Genomic DNA, 15,976 nt, shown 5'->3' with positions numbered 1-15,976 from the left:
TCATATCTTCAACATCTCTTCTGGGACTAAGTGGCTCTTCTAATATTGTTTTTCGATCTCCACACTATTTTTTTGTGCCCATTTATTTAATAGTGTAAAAATATCTTTTGCTTCATCCTTATTTACCTGTATCGTAATTATTTTTTTCTTTTTTCGAGCCGGAATTATATGAAAAAATATTGAAATAGGATTATGAATCACAATTTTTTTCAAGGAACCACACGTAATATTTGTTTCACCAATTACTACATTATCATCTAGTACTTCAAGTTTATGCTTTTCCTTTTGACTTTTTAACGAAATAAATAGAAAAGGAAAAACTGGCAGGACAAAAAATAAATAATAATAAACACTAAGATCAAAAAACACATTCAAACCTACGTATAAAGCATTTGCTAATAAACAATATGAAGTTAAATAAGGATATTTTTTACTATGAGGAAAAGTTACCAGCATTCTATTGCTATTATTTGTGTCCAACATACTTACACCTCTATTCATCACCTTAATTATTTCACTTTGGATAATTATATCATTAATTCCCATATATTATAGTTATGATTTCCCTTTGGAAGGGTTAATTGTCTTTGTAATATGGGTAATCCATTTTCTCTTAGTCTAAATCCATGTTATAAAATCAGTATCGAATCTAAGTTGTCGAGTCGAAAACCCTCCAGGGATAAATATCAAATCATAGGCTGACAGATCAGGGGAAACCTGGTTTATTTTCAACGTCAATCCTCGATCATCCGTGACTTCTTCCTTGTTGGAACAAAAATCCCACGATACATTTTCTATCGCCTTTAGAACTCCCATCCGGGTAACCGCATCGTAAAAACCAACAAAATCTAACGTGGTCATCCCATCAAATAGAATATAAGCCATCCTCATCATTTTCATTCTACACACTCCTTCGATACTTTTCGGCGAAATTCATTGGGGGTGATCCCGTATTCATTTTTAAAAACACGATAGAAAGAACGCAAACTGTTGAATCCGGAATCAAACGCGATATCCGTGACCGGATGGGTAGTGGATAACAGCAGCATATGAGCAAAGGCTACCCGTTGGCCATTGATGTAATCACGAAATGAAATGTGAAACTGCTCAGAAAAGATTCGGGAAATGATAAATTTACTAATGCCAAGCTCTCTTGAAAGCGTATTCAGATTTATGTGATCTAAAAAATGCATGTCGATGTAAGCTAGGATTTTGGGGACGAGATCCATTTCTTTTTTGTAGTCTACTTTTTTCATTAGCAGTAACGGCAGCGCGTGCCCTAATACTACAGAGGTATAAGCCTTGAGCAGACGAACATCACATTGTTCTTTATATAGTTTATACAAGGTTGCCAACAGATCTTGAAGCACCTTTTGTTTCGAAACTATAGGGTTATCCGGAACATGATTAAGCAAATCCCCCGCAAAATCCCCCGGAAAAGTGGCGTCAAAAAAGAACAGCAGGATCTGGCTTTTCTCTAGGGTTTTGTAGCTGTGAGGTTGATTGGAGAAAATAATCGCTATGTCTCCTTCAGACAAATCATACTCTTTTCCATTGATGTTGATATTGATTTTGCCGGACAAAACCATTATTATCTCTACATTTTTGTGTAGATGAAGAGGATAAGTGTTATTGGTAGAAATAAAGGAGTGAAACGCCTGGTCACGATGCTGATATTTAATATTCATGTTTTTCTCCCTATCGTCATGGAATGCCAAGCACTATAGCTGCTGTAATACTAAGAACATAATATGAATTTGTTCGTTTACGCAAGAACCAAAGAGCAATAGTTGGCACAAAAAAAGATTTTTTTGGCAGGTAAATACGCCCTAAAAGTTTTAAAGTATTACCAGTAAGCTGCTTGTCGCAGACCAGTAACATTTCACTGAGAGGAGGAAGTATAACAGGAACAGCATTCAGCGATAAGACTGTATCCATGTTATACGTCAAAAAGATGAAATGGAAGAGTAAAAAATCAGGTAAGGTTATAGGTGTCTTATTGAGTTTTTCGGTAGCGTTTTCATTTTTAGGAGGTCACACACTTGCAGCTTCAGGGCAGGCAGACGGAGACAAAAGTTTTGCGGGTGCCTCTATTCTTGCTTTTCCTGGCGCGGAAGGTGGCGGCGCCTATACAAGCGGTGGTCGAGGGGGCGATGTATACATCGTAACTACCCTTGAAGATTACGCTGTAAAAGACAAACCGATTGCAGGGTCCCTTCGCTATGGAATTTTATCTACGCCTAAAGAGGGTCGTACCATTGTTTTTCATGTTTCCGGAACGATTGAACTGAAGAGCACGTTAAGTCTCAATAATATTAAAAACCTGACCATCGCTGGGCAAACCGCTCCAGGCAACGGAATTACCATTGCAGGTTGGGATACCAATATCAGCAATTCAGAGAATATCATTATTCGGTACACCGCTTTCCGTCCGGGTGCCACTAATGTGTATAATGGCAGTGATTCAATGGATGCGCTTTGGGGGAGAGACAACAACTACTTCCTCATTGACCATTGTTCCTTCAGTTGGAACACAGATGAAACTCTATCTTTATATAGAGGCGAAAATGGCACGATCCAGTGGTCCATTATTTCCGAAAGTCTGACTCTATCCGGGCATTCCAAAGGAAGACATGGCTACGGCGGTATTTCAGGCGGAGACAAAACAACATTCCATCACAATCTGTATGCGAACCATACCTCGCGAAATCCAAGACTAGGCGGCGGTTACGCAGGTGCTGCAGATGCTGATCATGTGGCGGTTGTTCAGTTCTCGAACAATGTAATTTACAATTGGGGCTTTAACGGCACTTATGGCGGAGGGTTTACTTTTACTAACTTTATGAACAATATCGAAATTGCCGGCCCAGGTACAAGAGATAATGTAACTAACCGAGTGATTGATGCCGGTGAAGCTACCAAGCTGGGCGGTTTCTATATTGCTGGAAACAGAATTAACGGTAAGCTCACAGGCTTACTGAATGATTCTTCAGATTATGTGAAATTTTCTGGCGTACAGAGTGGTGAGCAAAAGACGACCCTTGCAGCCACACCATATCTTTCCGCGGACAGTACTGGAGTTAACCATGGTATTACCAATAAAGCATTTGATAATTATGTTAAGTCCGGCGTAAAGCAAGCGAATGAATCACTATTAAAAAGCATTCTGCAACAAGCGGGCGCTACCTATCCACGTCGCGATGCTATCGATGCAAGAATTGTGGCAGAAGTCGAGCAGAACTCGGGAAGATATATCAACACTGAACATGAAGTCGGGGGTTACATTTCAGACTTTGGCGTCATTGAGGCACAATATGATAAGCAATTTGACACTAATAAAAACGGAATAGACGACAAGTGGGAAAAGAAAAATAAAATCTGGGGCAGCAAGGATGCATACAAAACGGTTACTAAAAATGGTTACACCTGGCTTGAGCTTTATATTAACGGCCTAGTTGATATGAAACACGTCGCCGAAAACCCTGATGCTAAGCTTTTAGCGCCAGAAAACAATGCACAATTTGTTACCGGGAAAGAGGTCGAAGTTAAAATCAATGCTTCCCCTAGATCCGGAAACAAAATAAAAAAAGTTGCTGTATATAATGGTTCTAAATATCTTGGGGAAGCAGTCAAAAAAGGCAACACATACACATATACCCTCAAGAATTTAACGGATGCTTCATACTATATTTCTGCAAGAGTGACCGATACCCAAGGAAATGAGACGCAGACCACAGCCACTAACATCCATATCAATGCTGCTACCTCTTCCCTGGCTGGAAAGGGTTGGACTACAGCAGATATCGGTGATCCGAACATTAAGGGTTCCGGAAGTATGACAAATGATGTGCTTACCGTTAAAGGCAACGGAAAGCTTGGAAAAAGTGAAGGTGGCACAGAACGATCCGAAGCAAACAATGCAACCAAAGATGACTTCCACTTCGTGTATAAAGAAATGAACGGAGATATGGAATTTACCGCGAAGCTCGAAGAAATCGGGGCCGTTGACAACCATGCCTTCACCGGGCTAATGATCCGCGATGACTTGAATAAAGACAGTGCCGCGGCGGCCCTTGGTATCTCCTATGTGAAGTTGTCCAAAGAGACCAGCTGGTCATCTTATCTGACGGGCAGAAACATTAAGGGCGGAGGATTTGATGAATTAACTGAAACTTTAGACAGCGTATCTGCTGCTGAAAAAGCTGGCATTCAACTTCTTTCAGATATTCCATTTAAAATTAATGGTGTGGAGCAAGGGTATTGGCTCAAGCTTGGCCGTAAGGGAGAGGTTTTCTATGCTTACGGATCAACGGACGGAAAAGACTGGAAGCTAATTGGCGAGCGAACTATTGTTATGGATGGTTCGGTATATGTCGGATTCGCCGTTGACAGCAATGATGTCGCCAATAAGATTGAGCAACTGAACTATGCTAAGTTCTCTAACCTTACTGTGGAGAATACATTCACTCCAATAGGTGACTCAGCGATAAATAAATAGTGTCTGTTCTTCTACACAGTTCCAAAAAAACGGAAGCCAGTAAAGCGGCTTCCGTCCTTTTATTGCTATCCAATTGGACCAGCACAATAAATTGCCTGATTCACTGTTCACTATGGCTTTAAAGTTTTTTCTTTAACATTACTTCATCATCCTTAACATACCCGCTCAATTCATACGCTTTAATGGCTACACGATTATCTTCTCCTGTTAAAATCTTAACTGTTTTGACTCCACGAGAATAAAGCTGACTTTCCAGAAAAGAAATTAGTGCAGTAGCGACACCATTTCTACGAGCTGACTCTTTTACATACATTTCAGTAATTTCACCATATGCTTCATTATAACAAAATGATTTCAGACTTTGAGCACAGCCAAAACCAACCACTTCATCCCTTAAAGTAGCCACGGCCACCAATTCATTATTGCTGTTCAAACACTTGATGATCTCCGGCACAGGACGTTTTACTCCACCATTGAACTCAAGATTTAACCTAGACAAAACATCCGCGTCACATATCGTTGCTAGCCTAACATTTGGAAGCATTCTCTTCCCCCTCTACAATGTTCCCTTTTCAAGAACATACTCTTCATTGGAATTTTTTAAAACGATATCAAATTTATGATGATAAGAATGCATAAACAACTCATATTGCATCCTGCGCTGTTCATGGGATTTTCTTAAATAATTAATATCTGTTCCTCTTTCAGAAACATCACGTGTACTCCTTCTTATCAACTCAGTTTCTCCATCCGTGTATAAGTAGATTTTCAGATCATACAAATTCGGATCAGTAAAGGCAACACTCATGCCTTCTACAATATTTACCTTCTTTTGTGAAGATATGAACATACTTTTTGTATAGTCCGTGCCAATTGTGTAAAAATCCAACCCATCCCTCAACATATGAATGTCTCTCTCTAAAGCAAATATATGATGAGCAGCAGGATGACAAGCTGTCACTTTATCGTGATAATGTACATTCTTATATTCATAGTCGATAGAAGTGTATTTTCTAAGACTAGATTCAACAATATAGGGGTCTGTATTAATATAATTCACATCATCCTGCTGCAAAAGCTTTAAAAGATTATGAGCAAACGTTGTTTTTCCAGATGCACCATGACCCGAAATCCCAATGATGAATCTATTAGCCTCACCGCTAATCAAATTAGCTATCTTATGTAACACCTTGTCCATATTATTAGCCCCTCTCCCTACTCGATCCTATGTATTCCTTACTCCGCTATGGTTTAGCACATTAAAATCAATGGTGCATTTTATATAAAGAAACTTAATAGAAAGGGGTAGATCTTCCATGGCTACTCGTCAGCCAGATTTAGTATTGATCAGTTGGAGCAGAAATCCTTTGGTTGCTGGATCAGCACGTAGGATTATTGCCGTCCGTGTTATTGGAAATGCCGTGCCGTGCAGACCTAGCTTGAGACCCAACGGATTGCTTAACACCGCTTTGGCTTGCTTATTAGACAACGATGTTGGTTTTAAAGTGGTCTTTCGTAAAAAAACTTCAAGCATTAGCGGATATATTTTGTTACAACGTAACTAATAGGTTTAGGGGGCAGTGAAAATTGCTGCTCTCTTTTTCCTGTGTATCTCATTGCACTTAAAGTCCAATCAATCCTAGAAAATGGTGTATATAATTTATTAGAAACTGAATCTGATTGAAAATGGGTGAGTCCATGAAATTACAAGCTGTGAAAAAAAGCTATGATTTAATAGTAAGCTTAGGGATGTCTTGTGCTCCTGCTATAAATCTGCAAAGAAATAGCTTAAGGAAATTCTCCATGCCGCTCGACTGGATGGTTTCTTATTCATTGGCTGATGTAAATAGACTTTATAAGAATAGATTTCAAAATTTCATGGAATTAATAAATCTGCAAATTCTTGATGAAACACATTTTTTTCTGGAGGATGGATTACCAGTCTATCCTAATGGGAATAAAAATGCACTAGTGAAATCCTATTTTATTCAGGATACTTTATATAACATTATCTCAGTTCATGATTTTCCAATCCACCAAGGTAAACACTGGTCTATAACCTATCCTTCGTATAAAGCGAAGCTGGAATTACGAATTAATAGATTTTGGGACAAGTTAATCCACAGTAAAAAAACTTTATTCATTAGATGGTCCGCCTCATATGAACAGGCTGTAGAGCTACAGTCAATTTTGTCTGATTTATTAAAACCGAACGAATTTATTATTCTTATTCTTATTCCCGTTCGTGAATCAACCTCGGTACAAGAATTAAATTGGAACATAAATAATATTTGTGTGTTAGAAGTTCCTGAGGATATGAACGATTATGATAGCTGGGATTATATTTTGAAAGACATACACGTAACTAATAACTAATTTCGCTTTGATCGATCATATGATTAATTATTTCCTCTGCTGCAAAAATATATGGATACAAATACAGCCTACTGATGCTGACCAATAAAGAAATAGGGTTACTAATTCCAAAATCGTATTGACTCCCATGCGCTGCTGGATTTGCGGGTTCAGGCTCTACAAGATCATACTTCTCCATCAGCCTTTCCTTGGTTCCACTATCTACTACTGTTCCGTTTCCTTTATCCGCAAGGACAGATCCCGATTGAAAACACGCCATGAATAAGACACAGCAAATGGTGAGGATCGCTAGTTTCTTTTTTCGCATCATACATCTCCTAATTCTTTCTGGGTCTCCCCTATAACTTAGAGCCGTTCAAATTATTTCTTGGGTAATCGCAGGAAAACTATGTATTCGACAATCTTGATCAGTATAGATCATATTCTATGAAAATTATGGGAGAAAAAGTCTCGAATTCTATAATACTCCTTTCTATATATAAAAACAAAAGCACCCAAAGCTAAAATTAGCAGGGTACTTTTGGATACTTCGCCGTATTTACAATATCAACATTCCGCTGAGCGGTTTATGGAGTTGGAGTTCCGCCGTTCGCATTCAGTGTTTCGCCACTGATATAGCTAGATTCCTGGCTAGCCAGGAATACATATGCCGGAGCCATCTCCGCAGGCTGTCCCGGACGACCTAGTGGTGTGCTCGACCCGAACTCCTTCAGCACTTCCTCCGGTTGCCCACCCACAACTTGAAGAGGTGTCCATACGGGACCAGGTGCTACTACATTGACGCGAATCCCCTTATCAGCTACTTGCTGAGCGAGAGACTTACTGAATGTATTAATAGCAGCCTTGGTGGTCGCGTAGTCCAAAAGGATCGGTGAGGGATTATAAGCTTGAATAGAAGAAGTGTTAATAATGGTGCTGCCCGGTTGCATATGCTTCACCGCAGCTTTGCACAGCCAGAACATAGCATACACGTTCGTCTTAAATGTGTCGTCAAAATGCTTCGTAGTGAGATCAGCGATGTCTGGAACGAATTGCTGTTTGCCCGCGATATTGGCTAAAATATCAATTCCACCTAGCTCTTTAACCGCAGTATCGACGAGTTGTTCGCAGTATGTCTCATCCTTCAGATCGCCTGGAATGGCGATTGCAGTACGACCCGCTTCCTGCACTAGCTTGACCACCTGCTTTGCATCTTCCTCTTCCTCGGGCATATAAGATAGAACAATATCTGCCCCCTCACGAGCAAAAGCAATAGCAACAGCACGGCCTATACCGCTGTCGGCTCCCGTAACTAACGCTTTACGTCCGGTCAGACGCCCAGTTCCTTTATAGGTATCTTCTCCTGTATCAGGTACTGGATTCATTTTCTTCTGCAGACCCGGCTCCTCTTGTTGCTGCTGAAATTCCGGTCCAGCCTTAGTGTACTGAGTGGTAGGATCTTGCATCGTATATTGGTTAGACATCGATCAATTCCTCCTTTATTTTTAGAAATACATTTTTATATTTTCCGAACTCTTTGTTATGTAAACACAACAAGCACGCCTCTAAACATTCACCTTCAATAACATAGCCTTGAATAGTGCCGCAAAAATACCCCAACCACCTGTCAAGGTGGCTAGGGTATCCCCCGCCTAAAAATAAATATATGGAAGCTCACTTGTTAGTTAGGGAACGCTCCGTATAGTCTGGCGTATACATTAGATAAAGGAGTGATAAATCATGGGCTTTTTTATATTCCTCTTTGTACTATTAGCATTGCTTAATATCTTCTTTCCTCATTTGGGATGGTACATGCGCTATGGCTGGATGATGAAAGGTGATGTAGAACCCAGTGATGCCTATTTATTAATGACTCGCATCAGCAGTATAGTGGCACTTATTATCCTCTTTTTTATCTGGACTAGTTTCTGACTTACCCTAACGCTCTTAACACATCTTCAATCTTGCGCTGATGCGACAATACCCCATAATTCATCCAGGCCATAAAATCCACCTCATATACACAACGATTACGAACAGCGGGCAGATTGCGCCAAAGCGGTGTATCCAACAGCTCCCGTCCTTCTCCTTCCTGTCGATCAAAGGTAATGAACAAATGATCTGCAGTGAGGCTCGCAAGCTCTTCTCTTGTTAGGCTCACCCGCTTCTGTCCACGAGTCAACTTCGGAACCAAGGCATGGGGCTGCAAACCTAAATCATGATGGAGTACGCTACCTGTATAACCCAATTGCCCGCATCCGTAGAGATTGATTCCGTAGGAAGATATTCTAAGGCATGCTACAGTCTGCCCTTGGACAGAACGGTTTAGCTCTCGTCTAGCTTGCTGCGCCCGATGCTCATAATTGCCGATCACTTCCTGGACACGATCCGTTCTGCCAAAGACGGCTGCTGCGGAAAATAACGTGGCCCGCCAATCCTCTTGATGAAAAGGCAGCTTGAACAACGGAGCAATTTGGCTGCACTCATCCAGGTGCCAACGCTGAAAGCCATCATCCAGCAGGATCAGTTCGGGCATGTACTGGGAGAGCTCCTGCCAATCGCCAGTCGAAATATCAACCGCAGGCACATCGAGGAGGGACAGATACTCTTGCTTCCCCCACTGAGCGTGAGAATATTGCGCCACCGGTGTAATATCCAGAGCCAGCAGGTAGTCTTCCAGAAAAGGAGCGAACACCCGCAGCCCTTCCTGATGGAAGCTTCTGTATTGGCCGGGCGTAACGCCCACCGATCTTTTGAAACGCCGGTTAAAATAATACTCATTGCTATACCCTACAGATAACGCGATATCATGCATACGGTCATTCGTAAGCAGCAACTGCTGCTGCGCCCTTTCAATACGAAGTCCGTTCAAATGCTCTAAGGGAATCCGCCCTGTCACTTCTTTAAAAATCTGTGTGTAGCGTGCACGTGTAATGCCTGCCACTTCAGCTAATTGATCGACGGTTATGGCGTGATTGTAGTGTTCCTGCATATAGCGGATGGAACGCTGTACCGCCTCATGGGCTCCTTTCATCTGGATGACAGAGGAATTTGCCCGCATGATCAGCAGCAGTAACTCTTGAAAGCGGGTATGGCCTGCGAACCATTCAATCTCTTCCGTACTTCTGCGACTATGATAGATAGCCTCCAGCAGTAATGCACATTGTGAAAAAGGTCTGCAGCTTAGCGGGCCGGACTGGAGAATTCCTTCTTTAGTCCCCTTTTCCATTCCACTCTGCCTGCTTCCCCCCGTTTCGATGACTTCAAACGTAAGCCTATAGAAGCTAAGTCCTCGCTCCTCGGCATTGATTTTGCTTATTAGCCCAGGTTCGAACAAGAACCCGACACCTTTTTCCAGAGGAAAACGCTTCTCCTCGGCTTCTAACCATCCCTGTCCTTCCGATACAATGATCAGGGTATGATTTTGAAACACTAAGGTCTGTCCGTTCACCGATAAGGATTGGGCTTCTATGTTAATCAAGCTATAGAATAGCCTCTTTTTATTGCTGTCTTGTAAATCTTCTGCCATTCTAGCGCCCTCCAATTGAGAACCATTTTCATTCACTTTACTATAGTTTAGAATAAAAAAGAAGGTCTATCAACTATGCTGATAGACCTTCTTTATGCTATTCCTTACGACGGCTGCCGTTTTATTTCACCATAGCTTTCAGCAAGTCATCAAGCTTCATCGAATTGGCTGTGATGGCACCAGTCTGCCAGTGGGAACGTTCCATTCTATAAACATTCCCGTTCTTCACCGCCGGCAAGCTCTTCCACAACGGGCCATCAAGGATTTGAGTCGCTTCCTGATTCCCTTCAGTATCCCAGCCCCCGTTGTCAGGGAACACAATGATATGATCCGCTTCGAGCTGAGGGATAAGCTCTTCGGAGATAATAGATTGATATTCGGTCATTTCTGCCGCCATAGGCACAGGTGTCAGGCCAAATTGAGAATAAATTACACCGGTGAAACGGTTTTTAACACCGAATAGAGCAAAGGTTTTATCCGCTACGTTGAGCCGGATCACTGCTACTTTTTCCTGACCTAGGGCCTGTTGCAGCTTAGCTTTCCCCTCTGCCACTTTCTGATCGTACGCTGCAAGAACAGATTCCGCCTTCTCCGGAATACCGAGCGCATCTGCAATAGCCGTAAGCACTTGTCTTGAGTCTTGCAACACCGCCTCAGGTAGACGATAGGTTGGTGCTATCTTGGAATATTGTTCATATTTCGCCGCATCCGCACCTCCATCCACAATAATCAAGTCAGGGTCTTTTTCCAGCAACACTTCCATACTACCGGTAATATCAAATTCTGGTACATCAAGATTTAAATAATCCTGTTTGCCCCAGCTTGGATGATACCACTGCACCACCGGGGTAATGCCCAATGCCTTCAAATAATCTTCAACATAGATCCCGGCTACCCGTTGCGGTTTAACTGGAATTTCAACATCCCCGAATTCCCCGGCAATAGTCCGAGTTGCACCCTCTTCTGCGGCATTTCCATTTCCTTCAGTTGGTGCGCTAGTGCTCGCTGAGGTAGATTCCTCTGCATTCTGTGTCTTAGCAACGTTTTCTTTCGCAGTATTGTTATTCGTTCCGCATGCTGCCAGCGCAGTTATTGCCATTATAAGTACCGCTGCCCATAAAAACTTCTGACCCCATCTTGCCATTGATCCCTTCACTCCTATGCTTTATTGTCATTGATTATCATTCTCAATAACCTTTATCACAATAGTAGCATGACTTTCATAGCTTTCAATGCACTTTCTCCGCAAAAAACTTATACAAACTATTTCTAGTTGTTCTGCTCTATCATTATTCGGTAGGATTCTTCTTCTATTAAAAATATGTCATCCTTTATTAATTTAATCGCAAAATTTCTTATTTTACGATTGATTTATACGATGCTTTCGCTTACAATAAACTCATAAACGCGCGTTTATGAAAAGAGGGGAAACATGCGCAGCGAAGATATTGCTAAGTTGGCCGGGGTTTCCCGAAGTACGGTATCCCGCGTGATCAACAACTATTCCAATGTTCCTGAAGAAACCCGGGCCAAAGTGCTGCGGGTGATTGAGCAACATCAGTACGAACCGAACAGCTTTGCACGGGCTCTGGCCGGTAAGAAAACCGATACCATCGGATTGTTCGCCATCAGTATGAACGAGAAAGAGAACACTACCCGAATTTATCAGAACAATTACTTTGCACCATTCGTCGATGCCGTAGTCGACACGTCGAATGCCCGCGGATGTTACGTTCTGATTCATACGGTATACTCTCCGGACGATTTTCTGAAGGTAAAACAAGCTTTTCTGCAAAAACGGATTGACGGTGGTATAATTGTCGGCACTCAGAAGGATATTAATATCGTCCGCGAAATGGTGGGACTCGATTCTCCGCTAGTACTGATTGATTATGATATCTCAGAGATTATGTCGGAGCATCTTGACCGCAATCATTTGGCCATTGTGAATTCCAAAGATTACGAGGGCACCACAGAAGTGATTGAACATTTAATCTCCTTAGGCCATCAAGAGATCGGCATCATCTGTGGGCAAATGAATACGTACTCTGGTCGAGAACGCTACACGGCCTATGAGGACACGCTGAAAAAACATGGTCTGCCTATGAATGAAAAGTTTATTCTTAAGGGTGATTTTCTGAAAGAGACGGCTTATGAAGAGGTCAAGAAGCTGCTTGCTTCTGGTGAACCTTTGCCGACTGCCTTTTTCTCTTCCAACGATGACATGGCTATTTCAGCGATGGAAGCGTTCTCCGAACATGGAATCATTGTCCCTGAGGATATCTCCATTGCGGGTTTCGATGACATTCAGCTGGCATCCCGTATTCAGCCTAAGCTGACCTCTGTACGCTTGCCGATTTATGAAATGTCCAAGGCTGCAGTGGAAAAAGTAATCGAGCTGTGTGATTCACAGCAGCCGACTTTCAGCACGATCAGCTTTCCAGCTCGTTTAGTGGAGAGAGATTCCTGTCAACCGCCGAAGAAGTAGCACAGATTCATCATTCACTGAAGAATACATATTTTTCTGTGGAGCTGCTATCATTGGGTCTCGAAATCACTGCCTAATACTATCTTTTAGAAACAACGGAAAGAATCCCTTCCCTCGAGGGAATTTTTCCTGAAACTTATAAACGCGCGTTCACAATCGAAAGGAGACTTTCTCACATGAAATTCGGTACCTTTGACGACACTCGTAAAGAGTATGTAATTAACACACCAAAAACACCTTACCCTTGGATTAACTACCTTGGTAATGAACAATTTTTCGGACTTATTTCTAATACTGCTGGTGGCTATACCTTCTATAGAGACGCTCGTCTCAGAAGATTGACCCGTTACCGTTACAACAATATCCCAATGGATGCTGGCGGCCGTTACTACTATCTTTATGATGATGGTGATTTCTGGACTCCAGGCTGGATGCCAGTAAAACGTGATCTGGACTTCTACGAATGCCGTCACGGTCTTGGCTACACCTCCATTACTGGTGAACGCAACGGTATCTCTGTAAACCAGCTTGCTTTTGTACCTATGGGTCATAACGCTGAAGTACATCGTCTTGTAGTGAAAAACACGGGTTCCGCGAAGAAATCCGTTAAACTGTTCTCTTTTGCAGAGTTCTGTCTTTGGAATGCACAAGATGATATGACTAACTTCCAACGCAATCTCAGCACTGGTGAGGTTGAAGTGAAGGGTTCTGTTATCTATCACAAAACAGAATACCGTGAGCGCAGAAACCACTACGCTTTCTACTCTGTTAACAAAGAAATCGCCGGCTTTGATACTGACCGCGAAGCTTTCGTAGGGATGTACAATGGTCTGGAAAGCCCGCAAGCTGTTGCTGCAGGTGAACCAACTAACTCGGTAGCGAGCGGCTGGTCCCCTATCGGATCGCACGCCCTGAACATTACTCTGGAGCCGGGCGAAGAGCAAAGCTTCATCTTTGTCCTTGGTTACATTGAAAACCCAGAAGAAGACAAATGGGAATCTCTGAACGTAATCAACAAAAAACCAGCAGAGGCTATGATCGAGCAATTTGCTACAGACGCTCAAGTGGATGCTGCTTTGGCTGCACTGGCTGCACACTGGGATAACCTGTTGTCCAAATATCAAATCCAAAGTGGCGACGACAAGTTGAACCGTATGGTTAACATCTGGAATCCATATCAATGTATGGTTACCTTCAACATGTCCCGTTCCGCTTCTTACTTTGAATCCGGTATTGGCCGTGGTATGGGCTTCCGCGATTCTAACCAAGACTTGCTCGGATTTGTGCACCAAATTCCTGAACGTGCTAAAGAACGTATTCTCGATATCGCCGCTACACAATTTGAAGACGGCAGTGCCTATCACCAATACCAGCCGCTCACCAAAAAAGGTAACAATGAAGTCGGTACCGGCTTTAATGATGACCCGCTTTGGTTGATCCTCGGCACAGCTGCTTACATCAAAGAAACTGGCGACACATCGATTCTTGATGAGCAGGTTCCTTTTGACAGCAATCCGGATAACACAGCTACTCTGTTTGAGCACTTGAAACGCTCCTTCGAGCATGTAACTAACAATCTCGGACCTCACGGCTTGCCGCTGATCGGTCGTGCAGACTGGAATGACTGCTTGAACCTGAACTGCTTCTCTACAGAACCAGGCGAATCTTTCCAAACTACTGCCAACATCGAAGGCCGCGTAGCGGAATCCGTATTTATCGCGGGTCTGTTCGTCTTCGTTGGACCGGACTATGCAGAAATCTGCCGGATGCGCGGACTTAATGACGTAGCTACGGATGCAGAAGCTAAGATTGACAACATGCGTGAAATCACACTCACTCACGGTTTCGATGGTGACTGGTTCCTGCGCGCTTATGACCACTATGGCGACAAGATCGGTTCCAAAGAAAACGAAGAAGGTAAAATCTTCATCGAACCACAAGGTATCTGTGTTATGGCCGGTATCGGTGTGGAAGATGGTCAAGCTGAAAAAGCTCTGACTTCCGTGCAAGAGCATTTGGATACTAAATACGGTATCGTATTGCAACAGCCACCATATTCCAAGTACTATCTGAACCTGGGTGAAATTTCTACGTACCCTCCGGGCTACAAAGAAAATGCTGGTATTTTCTGCCACAATAACCCTTGGATCATGATCGCTGAAACTGTACTTGGACATGGCGACAGAGCGTTTGAAATTTACGCTAAAATTGCTCCTGCTTACTTGGAGGACATCAGTGAAATTCACCGTACTGAACCTTATGTATACTCGCAAATGATCGCAGGTAAAGATGCCGTTCGCCATGGGGAAGCTAAAAACTCCTGGTTAACTGGTACTGCTGCTTGGAACTATGTAGCGATTACACAATCTATCCTTGGTATTCAAGCGGACTTCAATGGTCTGAAGATCGATCCTTGTATTCCTACAGAGTGGGACAGCTTTGAAATCACCCGTGTCTTCCGTGGAGATACTTATGTGATTCAAATCAAGAACCCGAACCATGTATCCAAAGGTGTAGCTAGTCTTACCTTGGATGGCGCAGCTGTAGAAGGTAACATCATCACTCCTGTTGGAGACGGTGCTGTACACCAAGTAGTTGTAGAACTGGGTTAATACAAAAAAATCCGCTCACCGTTCGTTTGAACGATTGAGCGGATCGGATCTAAAATTAACAGTGGGATGCCCCCTGAAGGATTCAGGGGGCATCTTTTTTTTACCCTTCCACAATATCTGCTCTTAAATCACTCGCGACCTCAAGCATTCTAGGAATCACGGCTTCATTGGCGCCAGAAACATAAATATCGCCCTGATAATGTCTAAATGGGATTGTTGTATCACCATAGCTCCACATAAAGAAATCTCCCTCAATGGACATGGTAGTGGCACCTGTTACTGTAAAAACTGATGTATAGGTGAAATCAGGTTTGGATGCGAAATATTGCTTACACTCTTCTAAAGATAGGGTTGTTGCTGAATCTCCAGCATTCTGCATTGCTCTTGTCATCCGATAACGTTTACTCATTGTGATGCCTCCATTATTATCTGTAAAATGATCAGTTACCTTATCCAGATCAAATATAGCATACAATGAAGGGCAAATCCCATTC

The 15,976-nt window shown here is 42.5% G+C and carries 17 protein-coding genes; 5 read left to right on the top strand and 12 right to left on the bottom strand.

Features of this window, described 5'->3' with window-relative positions; genetic code table 11:
- Window positions 1–39: 39 nt before the first annotated feature.
- From MKY54_RS12460 to MKY54_RS12445, 4 genes are all read right to left on the bottom strand, one after another.
- On the bottom strand, window positions 40–546 hold the full coding sequence (locus tag MKY54_RS12460; protein WP_339190634.1) for a hypothetical protein: 507 nt from the start codon (window positions 544–546) through the stop codon (window positions 40–42).
- A 72-nt stretch (window positions 547–618) separates the two neighbouring features.
- The gene (locus MKY54_RS12455; RefSeq protein ID WP_339190633.1) at window positions 619–900 is read right to left on the bottom strand and encodes a DJ-1/PfpI family protein; all 282 of its coding nucleotides are present in this window, start codon (window positions 898–900) and stop codon (window positions 619–621) included.
- On the bottom strand, window positions 897–1,688 hold the full coding sequence (locus MKY54_RS12450; protein ID WP_339190632.1) for an AraC family transcriptional regulator: 792 nt from the start codon (window positions 1,686–1,688) through the stop codon (window positions 897–899). Before MKY54_RS12450 ends, MKY54_RS12455 begins: the two co-directional genes overlap by 4 nt.
- A gap of 16 nt (window positions 1,689–1,704) precedes the next feature.
- Window positions 1,705–1,938, bottom strand: a complete 234-nt coding sequence (locus tag MKY54_RS12445) for a hypothetical protein (protein ID WP_141118532.1) — start codon at window positions 1,936–1,938, stop codon at window positions 1,705–1,707.
- On the opposite strand from MKY54_RS12445, the gene MKY54_RS12440 reads away from it, so the two are divergent.
- Window positions 1,937–4,498, top strand: coding sequence for an Ig-like domain-containing protein (locus tag MKY54_RS12440; RefSeq protein ID WP_081383514.1), 2,562 nt, complete (start codon window positions 1,937–1,939; stop codon window positions 4,496–4,498). The two genes, MKY54_RS12445 and MKY54_RS12440, sit on opposite strands and share 2 nt — an antisense overlap.
- Before the next feature lie 118 nt (window positions 4,499–4,616).
- Here MKY54_RS12440 and MKY54_RS12435 read toward each other — a convergent pair whose 3' ends face one another.
- From MKY54_RS12435 to MKY54_RS12425, 3 genes are all read right to left on the bottom strand, one after another.
- Complete coding sequence (locus MKY54_RS12435) at window positions 4,617–5,042, bottom strand: GNAT family N-acetyltransferase (protein ID WP_248548053.1); 426 nt, start codon at window positions 5,040–5,042, stop codon at window positions 4,617–4,619.
- A gap of 12 nt (window positions 5,043–5,054) precedes the next feature.
- Window positions 5,055–5,696: a phosphoribulokinase gene (locus MKY54_RS12430; protein WP_076141725.1), complete on the bottom strand. Its 642-nt coding sequence runs from the start codon at window positions 5,694–5,696 to the stop codon at window positions 5,055–5,057.
- Between the two features lie 129 nt (window positions 5,697–5,825).
- Window positions 5,826–5,987, bottom strand: coding sequence for a hypothetical protein (locus MKY54_RS12425; protein WP_179089471.1), 162 nt, complete (start codon window positions 5,985–5,987; stop codon window positions 5,826–5,828).
- A 197-nt stretch (window positions 5,988–6,184) separates the two neighbouring features.
- Here MKY54_RS12425 and MKY54_RS12420 point away from each other — a divergent pair, with 197 nt between their 5' ends.
- Window positions 6,185–6,874 carry a DUF1796 family putative cysteine peptidase gene (locus tag MKY54_RS12420; RefSeq protein ID WP_339190629.1) on the top strand — a complete coding sequence of 230 codons (690 nt, stop codon included), beginning with the start codon at window positions 6,185–6,187 and terminating at the stop codon, window positions 6,872–6,874.
- Here the strand turns inward: MKY54_RS12420 and MKY54_RS12415 are convergent.
- Together MKY54_RS12415 and MKY54_RS12410 are read right to left on the bottom strand one after the other, a co-directional pair.
- Entirely contained in the window at window positions 6,864–7,181 is a 318-nt protein-coding gene (locus MKY54_RS12415) for a hypothetical protein (RefSeq protein ID WP_339190628.1), read from the bottom strand. The two genes, MKY54_RS12420 and MKY54_RS12415, sit on opposite strands and share 11 nt — an antisense overlap.
- A 259-nt stretch (window positions 7,182–7,440) precedes the next feature.
- Window positions 7,441–8,337, bottom strand: coding sequence for an SDR family oxidoreductase (locus MKY54_RS12410; protein ID WP_076141729.1), 897 nt, complete (start codon window positions 8,335–8,337; stop codon window positions 7,441–7,443).
- Window positions 8,338–8,593: 256 nt separating this feature from the next.
- Between MKY54_RS12410 and MKY54_RS12405 the strand changes: the two genes are divergently transcribed.
- Window positions 8,594–8,785, top strand: a complete 192-nt coding sequence (locus MKY54_RS12405; protein ID WP_076130567.1) for a DUF6199 family natural product biosynthesis protein — start codon at window positions 8,594–8,596, stop codon at window positions 8,783–8,785.
- A gap of 1 nt (window position 8,786) precedes the next feature.
- Here the strand turns inward: MKY54_RS12405 and MKY54_RS12400 are convergent, their stop codons facing one another.
- Window positions 8,787–10,382, bottom strand: coding sequence for a helix-turn-helix domain-containing protein (locus MKY54_RS12400; protein WP_248548051.1), 1,596 nt, complete (start codon window positions 10,380–10,382; stop codon window positions 8,787–8,789).
- Between the two features lie 121 nt (window positions 10,383–10,503).
- Window positions 10,504–11,526, bottom strand: coding sequence for an ABC transporter substrate-binding protein (locus MKY54_RS12395; protein WP_339190625.1), 1,023 nt, complete (start codon window positions 11,524–11,526; stop codon window positions 10,504–10,506).
- Window positions 11,527–11,814: 288 nt separating this feature from the next.
- Here MKY54_RS12395 and MKY54_RS12390 point away from each other — a divergent pair, with 288 nt between their 5' ends.
- A complete protein-coding gene (locus MKY54_RS12390) occupies window positions 11,815–12,870 on the top strand; it encodes a LacI family DNA-binding transcriptional regulator (protein ID WP_036685989.1) in 1,056 nt (351 codons plus the stop codon).
- Between the two features lie 176 nt (window positions 12,871–13,046).
- A complete protein-coding gene (locus MKY54_RS12385) occupies window positions 13,047–15,482 on the top strand; it encodes a glycosyl transferase (protein WP_036685988.1) in 2,436 nt (811 codons plus the stop codon).
- 100 nt (window positions 15,483–15,582) lie between these two features.
- Here MKY54_RS12385 and MKY54_RS12380 read toward each other — a convergent pair whose 3' ends face one another.
- Window positions 15,583–15,891, bottom strand: coding sequence for a hypothetical protein (locus MKY54_RS12380; RefSeq protein ID WP_076130570.1), 309 nt, complete (start codon window positions 15,889–15,891; stop codon window positions 15,583–15,585).
- Between the last annotated feature and the right edge of the window lie 85 nt (window positions 15,892–15,976).

The sequence above is a fragment of the Paenibacillus sp. FSL P2-0121 genome (assembly GCF_037975345.1).
GTDB lineage: Bacteria > Bacillota > Bacilli > Paenibacillales > Paenibacillaceae > Paenibacillus_AQ > Paenibacillus_AQ odorifer.
This window is presented reverse-complemented; position numbering and strand designations above follow the sequence as displayed.